10 protein-coding genes are annotated in these 13,343 nt (G+C 69.0%); 7 read left to right on the top strand and 3 right to left on the bottom strand.

The features are described from left to right. The first annotated feature begins 9 nt into the window (after positions 1-9). The 7 genes from EOJ32_RS14545 to hflX all read left to right on the top strand — a co-directional run bounded on the left by EOJ32_RS14545 (position 10) and on the right by hflX (position 10,002). Positions 10-1,455 carry a sigma-54 dependent transcriptional regulator gene (locus tag EOJ32_RS14545; RefSeq protein WP_127899050.1) on the top strand — a complete coding sequence of 482 codons (1,446 nt, stop codon included), beginning with the start codon at positions 10-12 and terminating at the stop codon, positions 1,453-1,455. A gap of 73 nt (positions 1,456-1,528) precedes the next feature. After that, the gene (locus EOJ32_RS14540; RefSeq protein WP_127899049.1) at positions 1,529-3,790 is read left to right on the top strand and encodes a PAS domain-containing sensor histidine kinase; all 2,262 of its coding nucleotides are present in this window, start codon (positions 1,529-1,531) and stop codon (positions 3,788-3,790) included. Then, the gene (locus EOJ32_RS14535; protein ID WP_127899048.1) at positions 3,787-5,178 is read left to right on the top strand and encodes a sigma-54 dependent transcriptional regulator; all 1,392 of its coding nucleotides are present in this window, start codon (positions 3,787-3,789) and stop codon (positions 5,176-5,178) included. The genes EOJ32_RS14540 and EOJ32_RS14535 overlap by 4 nt, the downstream gene beginning before the upstream one ends. A gap of 65 nt (positions 5,179-5,243) precedes the next feature. Continuing rightward, positions 5,244-6,620, top strand: a complete 1,377-nt coding sequence (gene trkA / locus EOJ32_RS14530; protein ID WP_045982009.1) for a Trk system potassium transporter TrkA — start codon at positions 5,244-5,246, stop codon at positions 6,618-6,620. Between the two features lie 10 nt (positions 6,621-6,630). Then, positions 6,631-8,262 carry a TrkH family potassium uptake protein gene (locus EOJ32_RS14525; protein WP_045982008.1) on the top strand — a complete coding sequence of 544 codons (1,632 nt, stop codon included), beginning with the start codon at positions 6,631-6,633 and terminating at the stop codon, positions 8,260-8,262. Positions 8,263-8,376: 114 nt separating this feature from the next. Beyond that, complete coding sequence (gene hfq / locus EOJ32_RS14520) at positions 8,377-8,610, top strand: RNA chaperone Hfq (protein WP_042250201.1); 234 nt, start codon at positions 8,377-8,379, stop codon at positions 8,608-8,610. After that, the gene (gene hflX, locus EOJ32_RS14515; RefSeq protein ID WP_127899047.1) at positions 8,611-10,002 is read left to right on the top strand and encodes a GTPase HflX; all 1,392 of its coding nucleotides are present in this window, start codon (positions 8,611-8,613) and stop codon (positions 10,000-10,002) included. A 92-nt stretch (positions 10,003-10,094) separates the two neighbouring features. Here the strand turns inward: hflX and EOJ32_RS14510 are convergent, their stop codons facing one another. From EOJ32_RS14510 to EOJ32_RS14500, 3 genes are read right to left on the bottom strand one after another with little or no spacing between them, the layout of a single operon-like run. After that, positions 10,095-11,006 (bottom strand): carbohydrate kinase, encoded by a 912-nt coding sequence (locus EOJ32_RS14510; RefSeq protein WP_127899046.1) that lies wholly within the window; start codon positions 11,004-11,006, stop codon positions 10,095-10,097. 23 nt (positions 11,007-11,029) lie between these two features. After that, positions 11,030-12,196: a zinc ribbon domain-containing protein gene (locus EOJ32_RS14505; RefSeq protein ID WP_127899045.1), complete on the bottom strand. Its 1,167-nt coding sequence runs from the start codon at positions 12,194-12,196 to the stop codon at positions 11,030-11,032. Between the two features lie 7 nt (positions 12,197-12,203). Then, entirely contained in the window at positions 12,204-13,322 is a 1,119-nt protein-coding gene (locus EOJ32_RS14500; RefSeq protein ID WP_127899044.1) for an SPFH domain-containing protein, read from the bottom strand. Positions 13,323-13,343 lie beyond the last annotated feature (21 nt).

The following is a 13,343-nucleotide window of genomic DNA, read 5'->3' as shown; positions in this document are numbered from 1 at the left end:
CCTGAACCCATGGACGGCACCGTTCTGATTGCTGACGACGATCGCACCATCCGCACGGTGCTGACGCAGGCGCTGACCCGCGCGGGATGCCGCGTCCACGCCACGGGCAGCCTGGCGCAGCTGCTGAAATGGGTCGAGGAGGGGCGCGGCGACCTGGTCATTACCGACGTGATGATGCCCGACGGCAACGGCATCGACCGCATCCCCGCCATCCGCGAGGCGCGGCCAGACCTGCCGGTGATCGTGATCTCGGCCCAGAACACCATCGTCACCGCGATCCGCGCGACCGAGGCCGAGGCGTTCGAATACCTGCCCAAGCCCTTCGATCTTCCGGACCTGATGTCCAAGGCGAACCAGGCCCTGTCGCGCCGCCCGCGCAAGTCAGACCCGATCCCCGAACCGCTGCCCGCCCCGCGCGAGGCGGCGGACCCGGCCATGCCGCTGATCGGTCACGCACCATCGATGCAGGCGCTGTTCCGCATGGTCGCGCGGGTGCTGAACGCCGACCTGCCGGTGATCATCGCCGGAGAGGCGGGGGTGGGCAAGACCACCATCGCCCGCAGCTTTCACGAGCTGTCGGACCGGCGCGACCGGGGGCTTGCGGTCCTGACCTCGTCCGACGCGACCGAGGAGGCGATCGCGCGCGCCGCCGACAAGGCCCGCGGCGGCACGATCATCATCGAGAACCCGGCCGGGTTCGACACAGGCGCGCAGGCCCGCCTGATCGGCCTCATCGAGACGATGGAGGCCGGCCCCGACCGCGCCCATGCGCCCCGCATCGTGGCGACCACCGGGTCCGATCCGCAGGCCGACGTGGCGGCGGGCCGGTTGCGGTCGGACCTGTATTACCGCCTGGCGGGCGTCACCGTCAGCGTGCCGCCCCTGCGCGCGCGGGTGGACGACATCCTGCCGCTGGCGGCGCATCTGCTGGCCCGTGCCGCCGCACAGGGCCTGCCGGAGCGGATGCTGTCGGACGATGCGGCCGCCATGCTGCGCGCCCATCCGTTCCCGGGCAACGTCCGCGAGCTGGAGAACATGATGCGCCGCCTGGCCCTGACCGCCAGCGGCCCCGCCATCAGCACCGCCGAGATGCGCGAGGCGCTGTCCCAGCAGTCGGGCCACCGCGCCCCCGCGGCGGCGCCGGTATCGGCCCTTGCCCCCGCGCGCGAACCCGCGGGCGTCGTCAGCCTGCCCCAGGTCGGATCGCGCTTGTCGGATTCGGTCGAGGCGCATCTGCAGCGCTATTTCGACCTGCATGGCGACGCGCTGCCGCCGCCGGGCCTCTATGACCGCATCCTGCGCGAGGTGGAACGCCCGCTGCTGCAGGTGGCGCTGGATGCGACCGGGGGAAACCAGCTGCGTTGTGCCGATCTGCTGGGGATCAACCGCAATACGTTGCGCAAGAAACTGACCGAGTTGAATATCGAGGTGACACGGAGGCGCAAACTGATGTAAAACCGCCACAGGGACCAGCGCGAAGGACACGCGCGCCCGCAACAAAAGCCGCGAAAGACGGCAAGTGGGGGATATGGCAGGTTTGGCATCGGGGCTCAGCTGGGACAGGTTGGCCCGTATCCGATTGCCCCGACCGTGGCGCGGGGCGCTGACCTGGGGCATCGTGCTGTCGGGCGTGGCACTGGCCGTGGCGACGCTGGCGGTGATGGGGCCGTTCGGTCGGGGCATGCAGGGCGCGACCCTGCGGGTGGTCCTGCTGGCGGACCTGGCCTTTCTGATCGTGCTGATCGGGTTCATCGTCGCGCGCATGGCGCGGCTGATCTCGGCCCGGCGCAGCACGGCGCCCGCATCGCGCCTGCATGCACGGCTGGTCGCGATCTTTGGCGGGCTGGCGCTGGTGCCCACAGTGCTGGTCGCGCTGTTCGCGGGATTTCTGGTCAACATCGGGCTGGAGGGCTGGTTCTCCGACCGCGTGCAGCAGGTCGTGACCACGTCCCAGGCCGCGGCCGAGGCCTATCACGCGGAACATCGCGGCGATCTGACCGAGGATGCGCGCGCGCTGGCCAGCATCCTGACCCGTGCGGGGCGCGCCAATCCCCTGATCGAGGACGGAGAGATGCGCGAGCTGCTGGTGCAGGGCCAGGGCCTGATCCAGCGCGGACTGCGCGAAGCCTATATCATCAACGGCGCCGGAGAGATCCGCGCCCGGGGCGAGCGGAGCTATCTGTTCTGGTACGAGGCGCCGGGTGCCGACCAGCTGGACCGCGCGCAGGCCGACGGCATCGCCCTGATCGAGGATTGGGCGAATGACGAGTTCCGGGCGCTTGTCGCGCTGCCGCCGCTGGCCGACCGATACCTGTACGTGACACGCGACGTGGATGGCGACCTGTTGGGGCTGGTGGACGACACGCGAGCGACCGCGGGCGATTACCGCCAGCTGGAGGCGATGCGCAGCCAGGTCCTGTTGGAGTTTTCGCTGGTCTATCTGGGCTTTGCGCTGCTGCTGGTGGCGGCGGCGATCTGGCTGGGGCTGTGGTTCGCGTCCCGCCTGTCGCGGCCAATCGGCCTTCTGGCGCAGGCGACCGACCGCGTGGGGCGCGGCGATCTGGACGTGCAGGTTCCCGAGGTCCGCACCGGGGACGAGATCCAGACCCTGGGCCAGGCCTTCAACCGCATGACCCGCCAGCTGAAGACGCAGCGCGAGGAGCTGGTCGAGAGCTATCGCCTGTCCGATGACCAGCGGCGGCTGTTCGACAACGTGCTGACTTCGGTCACGTCGGGGGTCATCGGGCTGGACGCGGCCGGAGAGATCGACTTCGTCAACCGCTCGGCCAGCCGGCTTCTGGGGCTGGATGCGAAACGCGACATCGATGCCCTGCTGTCCGAGGTGGTGCCGGAATTCGCGCCGCTGTTCGCGCGCCTGTCCGCCTCGGTCGCCGAGACGATCCAAGACGAGGTCCGCCTGATGCGCGAGGGCCGGGTAGAGAGCCTCTTGGTCCGCATGGCCGTGCGCCGCGGCGCGGACGGCGCGCTGGAGGGATACGTGGTGGCCTTCGACGACGTGACCGAGCTGGTCAGCGCGCAGCGCATGGCCGCCTGGGGCGACGTCGCCCGCCGCGTGGCCCATGAGATCAAGAACCCGCTGACGCCCATCCAGCTGTCCGCCGAACGCCTGCGCCGCAAGTTCGGCCCGCTGGCGGCCGAGGGCGACCGCGCCGCGCTGGACCAATACACCGAGGTGATCATCCGCCAGACGAACGACCTGCGCCGGATCGTGGACGAGTTTAGCCGCTTTGCCCGGATGCCCGAACCCGACCGGGCCGAGACCGACCTGGCCGCGCTGCTGCGCCAGGTGCTGCTGTTGCAGCAGGATGCCCTGCACGCGACCATCATCCGCGACATCCCGGAGGAGCCGGTGATCGTCGACTGCGACGCGGGGATGATGCGCCAGGCGCTGACCAACCTGTTGAAAAACGCCGGAGAGGCCATTGACGAACAGGCTGCGACGGCGATCCCCGGCTGGACGCCGAAGATCGCCGTCGCGCTGGAGGTGCAGCCCGAATCCGTCTGCATCCGCATCACCGATACCGGGCCGGGCCTGCCCGCCGACCGGTCGCGGCTGTTCGAACCCTATGTGACGCTGAAAAGCCACGGCACCGGGCTGGGCCTGCCCATCGTCAAGAAGATCGTCGAGGAACATGGCGGCAGCCTGTCCCTGACCGATGCGCCCGATCCGCCGGGCGCCATGGCCGAGATCCGGCTGCCCCGCGAACGCCATCCCGTGCGGGGGCCCAAGACCAAGAGCAGACAAGAAAAAGACGAGGCGACACCATGAACGACATCCTGATCGTCGATGATGAACGCGACATCCGCGAACTGATCGCCGACATCCTGCGCGACGAAGGCTTTGACACCCGCATGGCCGCGAATTCGGACGAGGCCGTGGCGGCCCTGAACGACCGCGAGCCGTCGCTGATGATCCTGGACATATGGCTGAAGGACAGCCGCATGGACGGGATCGACATCCTGAAACAGGTCAAGCGCAACAATCCCGACGTGCCGGTCATCATCATCTCGGGGCATGGCAACATCGAGATCGCGGTCGCCGCGATCAAGCAGGGGGCGTACGATTTCATCGAGAAGCCCTTCAACATCGACCAGCTGATGGTCGTCATCAACCGCGCGATGGAGACCGCCCGCCTGCGCCGCGAAAACAGCAGCCTGCGGCGCGGCGGCGACCGCGTGGCCGACATGCTGGGCCAGTCCGCGGCCTTCAAGCGGCTGCGCGACGCGCTGGACAAGGTGGCGCGGTCCAACGGCCGGGTGATGCTGGCGGGCGAACCCGGCACCGGCAAGGAGAGCGCCGCGCGCTATATCCACGCGCACAGCCCGCGCGCGTCGGCGCCCTTCGTCACCGTCCCCTGTGCCACGATCGAGCCCGAGCGCATGGAGGAGGTGCTGTTCGGCCGCGAATCCCCCGAACGCGGGATCGAGCTGGGCCTCTTGGAGCAGGCGCATGGCGGCATCATCTATTTCGACGAGGTGGGCGACATGCCCATGGGCACCCAGCCCAAGATCCTGCGGGTGCTGACCGAACAGCAGTTCGTGCGCGCGGGCGGCGCGGACAAGGTACGGGTCGACCTGCGGGTGCTGTCGTCGACGAACCGCGACCTGGTGGCGGAAATCGCCGCCGGCCGGTTCCGGCAGGAGCTGTTCGACCGGCTGAACGTGGTGCCCATCGCGGTGCCGTCGCTGGCCGACCGGCGCGACGACATCGCGGCCCTGGCGCGCCATTTCATCGAGCAGTTCCACAAGAACCAGGGCCTGACGCCGCGCGATCTGCCCGAGGAGACCGTGGCCGCGCTGCAGTCGATGCGCTGGCCCGGCAACATCCGCCAGCTGCGCAACGTGATCGAACGCGTGCTGATCCTGGCGGAAAGCCACGGGCCGATCCTGCCGTCCGAGCTGGAGCCCCAGGGGGCCACGCCGGACAACAGCGACACGCTGAGCCTGGGGCCGTCGGTCACCGCGATGGCGCTGCGCGAGGCGCGCGAGCTGTTCGAGCGTGAATACCTGGTCGCCCAGATCAACCGGTTCGGCGGCAACATCAGCCGCACCGCGCAGTTCGTCGGCATGGAGCGCAGCGCGCTGCACCGCAAGCTGAAGTCGCTTGGGGTCGTCGGCGGGATGCGCGGCGAGGACGAGTTGATGATGGGCAAATAGCCTGCCGCTTGCGCGGACCGCGCGCCCGGCTTAGGCAAGGGGGCGCGGGACAGGAAGGGTGACGCATGAAGATCATCATCTGCGGGGCAGGGCAGGTCGGCTGGCAGATCGCGCGCCACCTGTCGGGCGAGCGCAACGATGTCACCGTCATCGACAACAATCCCGACCTGGTGCGCCGGGCCACGGAATCGCTGGACGTGCAGGGGGTGACGGGTTTTGCCAGCCATCCCGACATCCTGGACAGCGCCGGCGCGCGCGACGCCGACCTGATCATCGCCGCGACCCATTCGGACGAGGTGAACATGGTCACCTGCCAGGTCGCGCATTCGATCTTCCAGGTGCCGCGCAAGATCGCCCGCCTGCGGTCGGGCGCCTATCTGGACGCGATCTATTCCGATCTGTACCGCACCGAGCACCTGCCCATCGACGTGGTCATCAGTCCCGAACGCGAGGTCGCGCTGGCTGCCCTGCAGCGCCTGTCGGCCCCGTCGACCTTCGACGTCGAGACCTTCATGGACGGCAAGATCCAGCTGCTGGGGATCGACCTGGAACCGGACTGTCCGGCGCTGAACACGCCGCTGCGCCAGCTGACCGAGCTGTTCTCCAGCCTGCGTGCTATCGTGGCGGGGGTACGCCGCAAGGGGCGGCTGTTCGCGCCCGAACCGGGCGATCAGCTGTTCGCCGAGGACCAGATCTATGTCTTCTGTCACATCGATGACGTGGCGCGCACGCTGGACATCTTTGGCAAGCCCGCCCGCAAGCAGGAGCGCGTGACCATCATCGGGGCGGGCAACGTGGGCCTGGCCGTGGCGCAGGCGCTGGAGGCGCGGCCGGACCGCATCCGCGCCAAGCTGATCGAACGCGACCGGGGGCGCGCCGAATTCGCGGCCGACCGTCTGGAACGGACCATCGTGCTGAACGGCGACGGCCTGTCCGCCGAGATCCTGGACGAGGCTGCCGTTCCCCAGGCCGACGCCGTCCTGGCGGTCACGGACGACGACAAGACCAACATCCTGGCCTCGGTGCGCGCCAAGCAGGCGGGGGCGAAAATGGCCATTGCGCTGATCAACGACCCCACGCTGGTGCCGCTGATGGGGGCGCTGGACATCGACGCCTATATCAACCCGCGATCGACGACCGTGTCCACGATCCTGCGCCACATCCGCCACGGGCGCGTGCGCGACATCTATTCCGTCGGCGACGCCGAGGCCGAGGTGATGGAGGCGCAGGTTTTGTCCACCAGCCCCATGGCGGGCCGCGCGATCCGCGACATCGACTTCCCCGAAGGCGCGCTGCTGGGTGCGGTGCGCAAGGGCGACCGGGTGGTTAAGCCGCTGGCCGACACCCGCATCGACGAGGGCGACATCGTGCTTATCTTTGCCCTGACCAAGGACGTCCCCGAAGTCGAGCGCCTGTTGCAGGTCTCGATCGACTTCTTCTGAGGGTCGGGGGATGACGGGCTTTCTTCTGCGGATGCCGCTGCTGGTTCTGCTGGTCGGGCTGGCGGCGGTGCTGATGCTGGCGCCCGCGGGCTTTGCCTCGGTCACGGGATACGCCGCAATCGCGCGCAACTTCTTCTATGCGGCGCTGCTGACGCTGACCTTCTGCGGGCTGATCGGGCTTGCGGCGCAGGCCAACCCCCGCGGCCAGACCGCGCGAGAGATGCTGCTGCTGATGCTGGGGGTCTATGGGCTGCTGCCGCTGCTTCTGGCCGTGCCCTTTGCGGAAAGCCAGCCCGACACGGGGTTCTTCAACGCCTGGTGGGAGATGGTGTCGTCGCTGACCACCACCGGGGCGTCGCTCTATTCGGCCGACCTGCTGCCGCTGCCGCTGCATCTGTGGCGGTCGATGGTGGGCTGGATGGGGGGCTTTTTCGTGCTGGTGGCGGCGGTCGCGATCCTGGCGCCGCTGCGCGTCGGCGGGTTCGAGATCATGTCGAACCCCTATGGCCGCGAGGAATACCGCGAGCACCTGCCGCCGTCGGACCAGCCGCGCCGCCCGGTCCTGCACCTGTCCGATCCCAGCTTCGACACGCAGCTGGCGGATCCCGCCAGCCGGCTGGGCCGCGCCGCGCTGCAGGTGGGCCCGCTCTATCTGGGCTTCACGCTGGTGCTGTGGGTGGGGCTGCTGATGCTGGGCGATCCGTCCTTCGTGGCGCTGACGCGGGCGATGGGGACGCTGTCGACGTCGGGCATCTCTCCGGTGATCGGGCCGTCGGGCGAGGCTTCGGGCATTCCCGGAGAGATGCTGGTCTTTATCTTCCTGATCCCCGCCCTGTCACGGCGCTTCTGGCCCGGGGGCGCGGAACTGCGCGCGACCGAGCGGCTGATCGAGGACCCCGAACTGCGCATGGCGCTGGGCCTGGTCCTGGGGGTCGGCGTGATGCTGTTCCTGCGCCATTTCCTGGGCGCGATCGAGGTCGACCGCGCGGCGCCCCCCGATCCGACCGGCATGGCCGAGGTCGGGCGCGCCCTGTCGGCCATGTGGGGCAGCATGTTTAGCGCGCTGAGCTATCTGACCACGACCGGCTGGACCTCTGTCGCCTGGGCGGGGGCGCGGTCCTGGTCGGGGCTGGACGCGCCGGGGTTGGTCCTGGCGGGGCTGGCACTGATGGGGGGTGGGATCGCCACGACCGCGGGGGGCGTCAAGCTGCTGCGCGTCTATGCGCTGGCCACCCACGGCCAGCGCGAGATGGAGCGGATCATCCACCCCCATTCCGTGTCCGGCGGCGGGCGAATCGCCCGCAGGTTGCGTCGCGAAGGCGCCTATCTGGCCTTCATCTTCTTTATGCTGTTCGCGATTTCGATCGCGCTGGTGGTCAGCCTGGTGTCCATCCACGCCATCGAGTTCGAGACCGCGACCATCCTGTCCATCGCCGCGCTGACCAATGCCGGCCCGCTGGCCAGCGCCATTCCCCTGACGCCCGCCTTCGAAGGTACCGCCGGCATCGCCTCCGCGCCGTGGGAGGGTTGGTCGGGCCTGCCCGATTTCACCAAGGCGGTGCTGGCCTGCGCGATGGTCCTGGGCCGGATCGAGACGCTGGCGGTGCTGGCGCTGTTCTCTCCGGAGTTCTGGCGCCGCTAGGTGTGGCCCAAATGTTGCCTTCGCGTTTTCGCGAAATCCGCCATGCTTGCATGGGGTGGGGCATCGGCTTAGATGTTGAACGGACAGGGACAGTGAAAAACGGACGATAAACAAATGGCTGGCGACAAGCAGAACCTGCAGGATGCGTTCCTGAACCATGTCCGCAAGGCCAAGGTGCCCGTCACCATCTTTTTGATCAACGGTGTCAAGCTGCAAGGCGTCATCACCTGGTTCGACAACTTCTGCGTCCTGCTGCGCCGCGACGGACAGTCGCAACTGGTCTACAAGCATGCGATCAGCACGATCATGCCGGGCCAGCCCATCACCCTGTACGAAGGCGAGGATTGATTGGCCGAACTGACGGAAACCGCAGCCAAGCCGACACGCGCCTATGTGATCCACCCCGATCTGGGCCGCGCCCGTACCCAACGGCGCGAGCCCGAGCATGCGTTGGCCGAGGCCGTGTCGCTGGCCCTGGCCCTGCCGGGCATCGAGATGGTCGGATCCGAGGTCGCCAACCTGCGCGAGCCCAATGCCGGCAAGCTGTTCGGCAAGGGCAAGCTGGCCGAGATCAAGGAGCGCCTTGAGGCGCTTGAGGTCGAACTGGTGCTGATCGACGGGCCGGTGACCCCTGTCCAGCAGCGCAACCTGGAGAAGGATTGGGGCGTCAAGCTTCTGGACCGGACCGGGCTGATCCTGGAGATCTTCGCCGACCGTGCCCGCACCCGCGAGGGCGTCCTGCAGGTCGAGCTGGCGGCGCTGTCCTATCAGCGCACGCGGCTGGTTCGTGCCTGGACCCACCTGGAGCGTCAGCGCGGCGGGTTGGGCTTCGTGGGCGGTCCCGGCGAGACGCAGATTGAGGCCGACCGTCGCGCCATCGACGACCAGATGACGCGCCTGCGCCGGCAGCTGGACCGCGTGGTCAAGACCCGCAGCCTGCACCGCGCATCGCGTGCGAAGGTGCCCTATCCGATCGTCGCGCTGGTGGGATACACCAACGCCGGGAAATCGACGCTGTTCAACCGGCTGACCGGGGCAGACGTGTTCGTCAAGGACATGCTGTTCGCGACGCTGGATCCCACCATGCGGGCGATCCGCCTGCCTGACGCGCAGGGCGCGAATTCGGGGCGCAAGGTGATCCTGTCGGACACGGTGGGCTTCATAAGCGATCTGCCGACCGAGCTGGTCGCGGCCTTCCGCGCCACGCTGGAGGAGGTGCTGGAGGCCGACCTGATCCTGCATGTGCGCGACATCAGCCACCCCGAGACCGAGGAGCAGGCCCATGACGTGGCCGCGATCCTGGACAGTCTGGGCGTGGACGAGGACGTGGCCGCGATCGAGGTCTGGAACAAGATCGACGCCCTGGGCGACGACACCCGGGCGGCCCTGCGCCGCACCGATGCCCGCACCGAGGGCGTGCAGGCGGTCAGCGCCCTGTCGGGCGAGGGGCTGGACGACCTGATCGCCGCCATCGACCGTCAGCTGGGCGAGGTTCTGGACGAGCCGCGCGTGGAGGGGCAGGTGGTGCTGGATTTTGCCGATGGGCGCAGCCGTGCCTGGCTGCACGAGGCCGGCGTGGTCGAGCGCGAGGAGGCAGGCGAGGACGGGCTGCATCTGGATCTGCGCTGGACCGCGCGGCAGAAAGGCGCGTTCGAGGCGTTCACCGGCACGGCCACCGAGGCCGACAAGGATGACGAAGCCGAAGAGCCGCGCAGCGGCGGGTGGCACCCGGCGGACTGAGCCCGTTGCGTCCCGCGACGGAAGGGCGGGGGGCCAGCCCCCCGCACCCCCCACCCGGACGGGGCTGCGCCCCTCCCGGACCCTCCCCCAGATCAGGCAGGCATTTCGTGTGACCAGGGCGGGTTTGCGCCGGGGCGCGAGACGGTGACGGCGGCAGCCTGCGCGCCGAGCGTCAGCGCCGCGTGGATCTGGGCGGGGGTGATCGCCGCGATGGCGTCCTTGGTCAGCAGGCCCTGGCGGTCCAGCGAGGCCAGCACGCCCGCGTTGAACGTGTCGCCCGCGCCGATCGTGTCGGCCACGGTGGCGCGCACGGCGGGGGCGTGGACTGTCTCTCCGGCCCAGATCGCCTTGGCGCCGGCCTCTCCTCCGGTCTGCAGGACCAGCTTGGGGCCGGTGGCCAGCACCGCGCGGGCGGCGTCTTCGGGCGACAGGTCGGGGTGCAGCCATTCCAGGTCGTCGGCCGACAGCTTGACGATATCGGCCATGGGCAACAGCCGGGCCAGCCGCGCACGATAGGCTCCCGCATCGGTGATGAAGAACGGCCGGATGTTGGGATCGATCATCACGGGCAGGCGGTCGTGATGCTGCGCGATCAACGCCTCGATGGTGCCGCCGCAGGGGTCGGGCACCAGGCTGATGCCGCCGGCGAAGAGCGCGGTCACGGTATCAGGCAGCGGCCCGATATCCTCGGGCAGCAGCATCCGCCCGGCGGAGCCCTCGTCGTAGAAGGAGTAGCGCGCCTCGCCGTTCGTCAGCGTCACCAGCGCCAGCGTGGTCAGCCGGTCGGTGCGGGGGCACAGGTCGGTGTTCACCCCGGCCTCGGCCAGCGGCCGCAGGATCTGGTCGCCGAAGGGGTCGCGGCTGATCGGCCACAGATAGCCCGTGTCCTGGCCAAGCCGCCCAAGCGCGATGGCGGTATTGTAGACCGCGCCGCCGGCCAGCGGGCGGAAGGTGCCGTCGGACGGCACCATGTCGATCAGCGATTCGCCTGCGCACAGGATCATGGTCGGTCCCCCTTGGTTCGGCCCTATTGGGTCAGATACAGGATGGCTGCTAACGCTACCAGTGCCACGGCGACGGCCCCGGCGATTTTCCATGCCGAATACGGGCGTTCGCCCATGACCTTGCCGGTCTGGCCATTGACCACGAAACGGTAGCTTGCGCCGTTGTAGCGATAGGCCGCAGCCCAGATCGGCAGCAGGACGTGCTTGAAGGTCTCGTTCACAAAGCGGCTGTCGACGTGATCGACGCGCTGTTCCGCGCCGCCGATGCTGCGGCAGGCGTCCTGGTGGATGACCTGCGCCATCTGCTGGCGTGCGGCCCCGTGACCGTCCGCCAGGGGGACGGTGTACCCCTCGGCCTCGAACCCCGACAGGAAGCGGGGGTCGTATTCCGCCACGGCCGACAGATCCCAGGGCTTCATCGCCTCGGAGAAGCGCGGCGGCAGCGCGGTCGATGCGGGGATCAGCACGTCGTTGAACTGGCGCGCGACCTGACCCGACACCGGGGTCCAGCGGATGCGGCGTTCCTGGCGGCTGACCGTCTGCGTCCGGCCGTTCACTGTCTGGGTGCTTTGCACCATGACGTAATACGCATCGCCCCGCTGGCCGCGATAGCGCGACGTCGTGTCGGCGTCGAAGGTCCAGAAGGGGGAATAGATCCCGCTCAGCCGCCGATCCTTGCGCGCATAGGCCGTCAGGCCGGACGGGGCGAACCACAGGCTGCCCAGCCACGCCTTCATCGCAGCGCGGGCCTGCGCCTCGGTCAGGGTAAAGGGCATCACCCCCTGCGGTTTGATGCGGCGCGTGGGGCCGGTGTCAGTGACGACCGGCGTTGCGCAGAAGGGGCAGGCGCTGGCGTGATGGTCGGCGTCCAGATCGACCTGTGCCCCGCAGTTCGGACAGGACAGGGTGCGGACGGTCTGCACGATGTCCGCGGCACCCTGAGACAGATCCAGCCCCTCGGCCAGGGGGATCTCGCGAAGCGCGGGGCCCGTCGCCCGCGGGCCCTCGGACCATTGCAGGGCGGGGTCGGCGCTGCTGTCATCGGCCTTGCGCCCCGGCGCACGGGCGGGGCCGGGGCCGATGGTTTGCCGGTGGCCGCACCAATCGCAGACAAGCTCCTGCTGGCCGGGGCGAAAGGTCAGGCTGGCCCCGCATTGTCCGCAGGGAAAGCGGTGTTCGGCCGGGATCATCCGGTCCTCAGCGCGGCAGGGGCGGCGGCGTCGCACCAAGGATGGTGGCCAAGGCCGGGACCTGACCGGCCTCCAGCCAGCCATCCTGCCCTTCGGTCCAGACCAGCGTGGCAGGGGTCAGGCGCCCCTCGGCCACAAGCCGCAGCAGGTCGGATTGCGCAAAGGGCCCCGCGGCCGCGCCGTCGATGGCCACATGCCAGCGTGGTGCCGTGCCGCCGGGCAGGGGCGGCGGGGCCGCAGGCGGCGCTGCGGGCTGCGGGGCGGCCGAGGGCATGGCGCCCCAGGGTCCGCGCATCGTGGCGCCCATGGCGGCCCCCATCGCGGCGCCCAGGCCGGCACCGGCGCCCCCCTCGTTCCGCGCGGCCGCCAGCATGGCCTCGGACGCGGCATACTGGCCGAAACGATCCAGATCGCCGATGATCCCCATGCTGGTGCGCTTGTCCAGCATCGCCTCGACCTCGGCGGGCAGGCTGATGTTCTCGATGTAGAATTCCGGCAGGACCAGGCCATAGGCCTCGATCACCGGGGCGATGGCCTTGGCGACCAGCGCACCCAGCTGGTCGGTGTTTGCGGCCATGTCCAGAACGGGAATGTTCGACGCGGCGATGGCGCGGGAAAACTCCTGCACGATCACGTTGCGGATCTGGAAAGTGATCTCGTCGCGGGTGAAGTCGCCATCGGTGCCGACGATCTCGGACATGAACCGGGCGGGGTCGCCCACGCGCATCGAATAGGTGCCGAAGGCCCGCAGGCGGACCGGGCCGAATTCGGGGTCACGGGCGATGATGGGGTTGCGGGTGCCCCATTTCAGATCGTTGAAGCGGGTCGTGCTGACGAAATAGACCTCGGACTTGAAGGGGCTGCGAAAGCCGTGGTCCCAGTGCTGCAGGCGCGTCAGCACCGGCAGGTTGTTCGTCTCCAGCAGGTACAGGCCGGGGCCGAACACGTCGGCCAGCTGGCCCTCATGGACAAAGACAGCGGCCTGACCCTCGCGGACGGTCAGCTTGGCGCCATACTTGATCGCGCGCCCGACCGTGTCAAAGCGCCAGACCATCGTGTCGCGGTCGTCGGCCGTCCATTCGATGATCTCGATGAATTCGCCGCCCAGGATGTCGAAGATGGACATAGGTGCCTCCCGCTGACCTCG

Source organism: Paracoccus sp. Arc7-R13 (assembly GCF_004010775.1).
In the GTDB taxonomy this organism is placed as follows: domain Bacteria; phylum Pseudomonadota; class Alphaproteobacteria; order Rhodobacterales; family Rhodobacteraceae; genus Paracoccus; species Paracoccus marcusii.
The sequence above is the reverse complement of the archived record's forward strand: the minus strand, read 5'-3'. Positions and strand labels throughout refer to the sequence as shown.

What these genes read in the sequence shown, in the direction of transcription:
- EOJ32_RS14545 (WP_127899050.1), top strand. Translation starts at nt 10, where the DNA reads ATGGACGGCACCGTTCTGATTGCTGACGACGATCGCACCATCCGCACG.
- EOJ32_RS14540 (WP_127899049.1), top strand. Translation starts at nt 1,529, where the DNA reads ATGGCAGGTTTGGCATCGGGGCTCAGCTGGGACAGGTTGGCCCGTATC.
- EOJ32_RS14535 (WP_127899048.1), top strand. Translation starts at nt 3,787, where the DNA reads ATGAACGACATCCTGATCGTCGATGATGAACGCGACATCCGCGAACTG.
- trkA (WP_045982009.1), top strand. Translation starts at nt 5,244, where the DNA reads ATGAAGATCATCATCTGCGGGGCAGGGCAGGTCGGCTGGCAGATCGCG.
- EOJ32_RS14525 (WP_045982008.1), top strand. Translation starts at nt 6,631, where the DNA reads ATGACGGGCTTTCTTCTGCGGATGCCGCTGCTGGTTCTGCTGGTCGGG.
- hfq (WP_042250201.1), top strand. Translation starts at nt 8,377, where the DNA reads ATGGCTGGCGACAAGCAGAACCTGCAGGATGCGTTCCTGAACCATGTC.
- EOJ32_RS14510 (WP_127899046.1), bottom strand. Translation starts at nt 11,006, where the DNA reads ATGATCCTGTGCGCAGGCGAATCGCTGATCGACATGGTGCCGTCCGAC.
- EOJ32_RS14505 (WP_127899045.1), bottom strand. Translation starts at nt 12,196, where the DNA reads ATGATCCCGGCCGAACACCGCTTTCCCTGCGGACAATGCGGGGCCAGC.
- EOJ32_RS14500 (WP_127899044.1), bottom strand. Translation starts at nt 13,322, where the DNA reads ATGTCCATCTTCGACATCCTGGGCGGCGAATTCATCGAGATCATCGAA.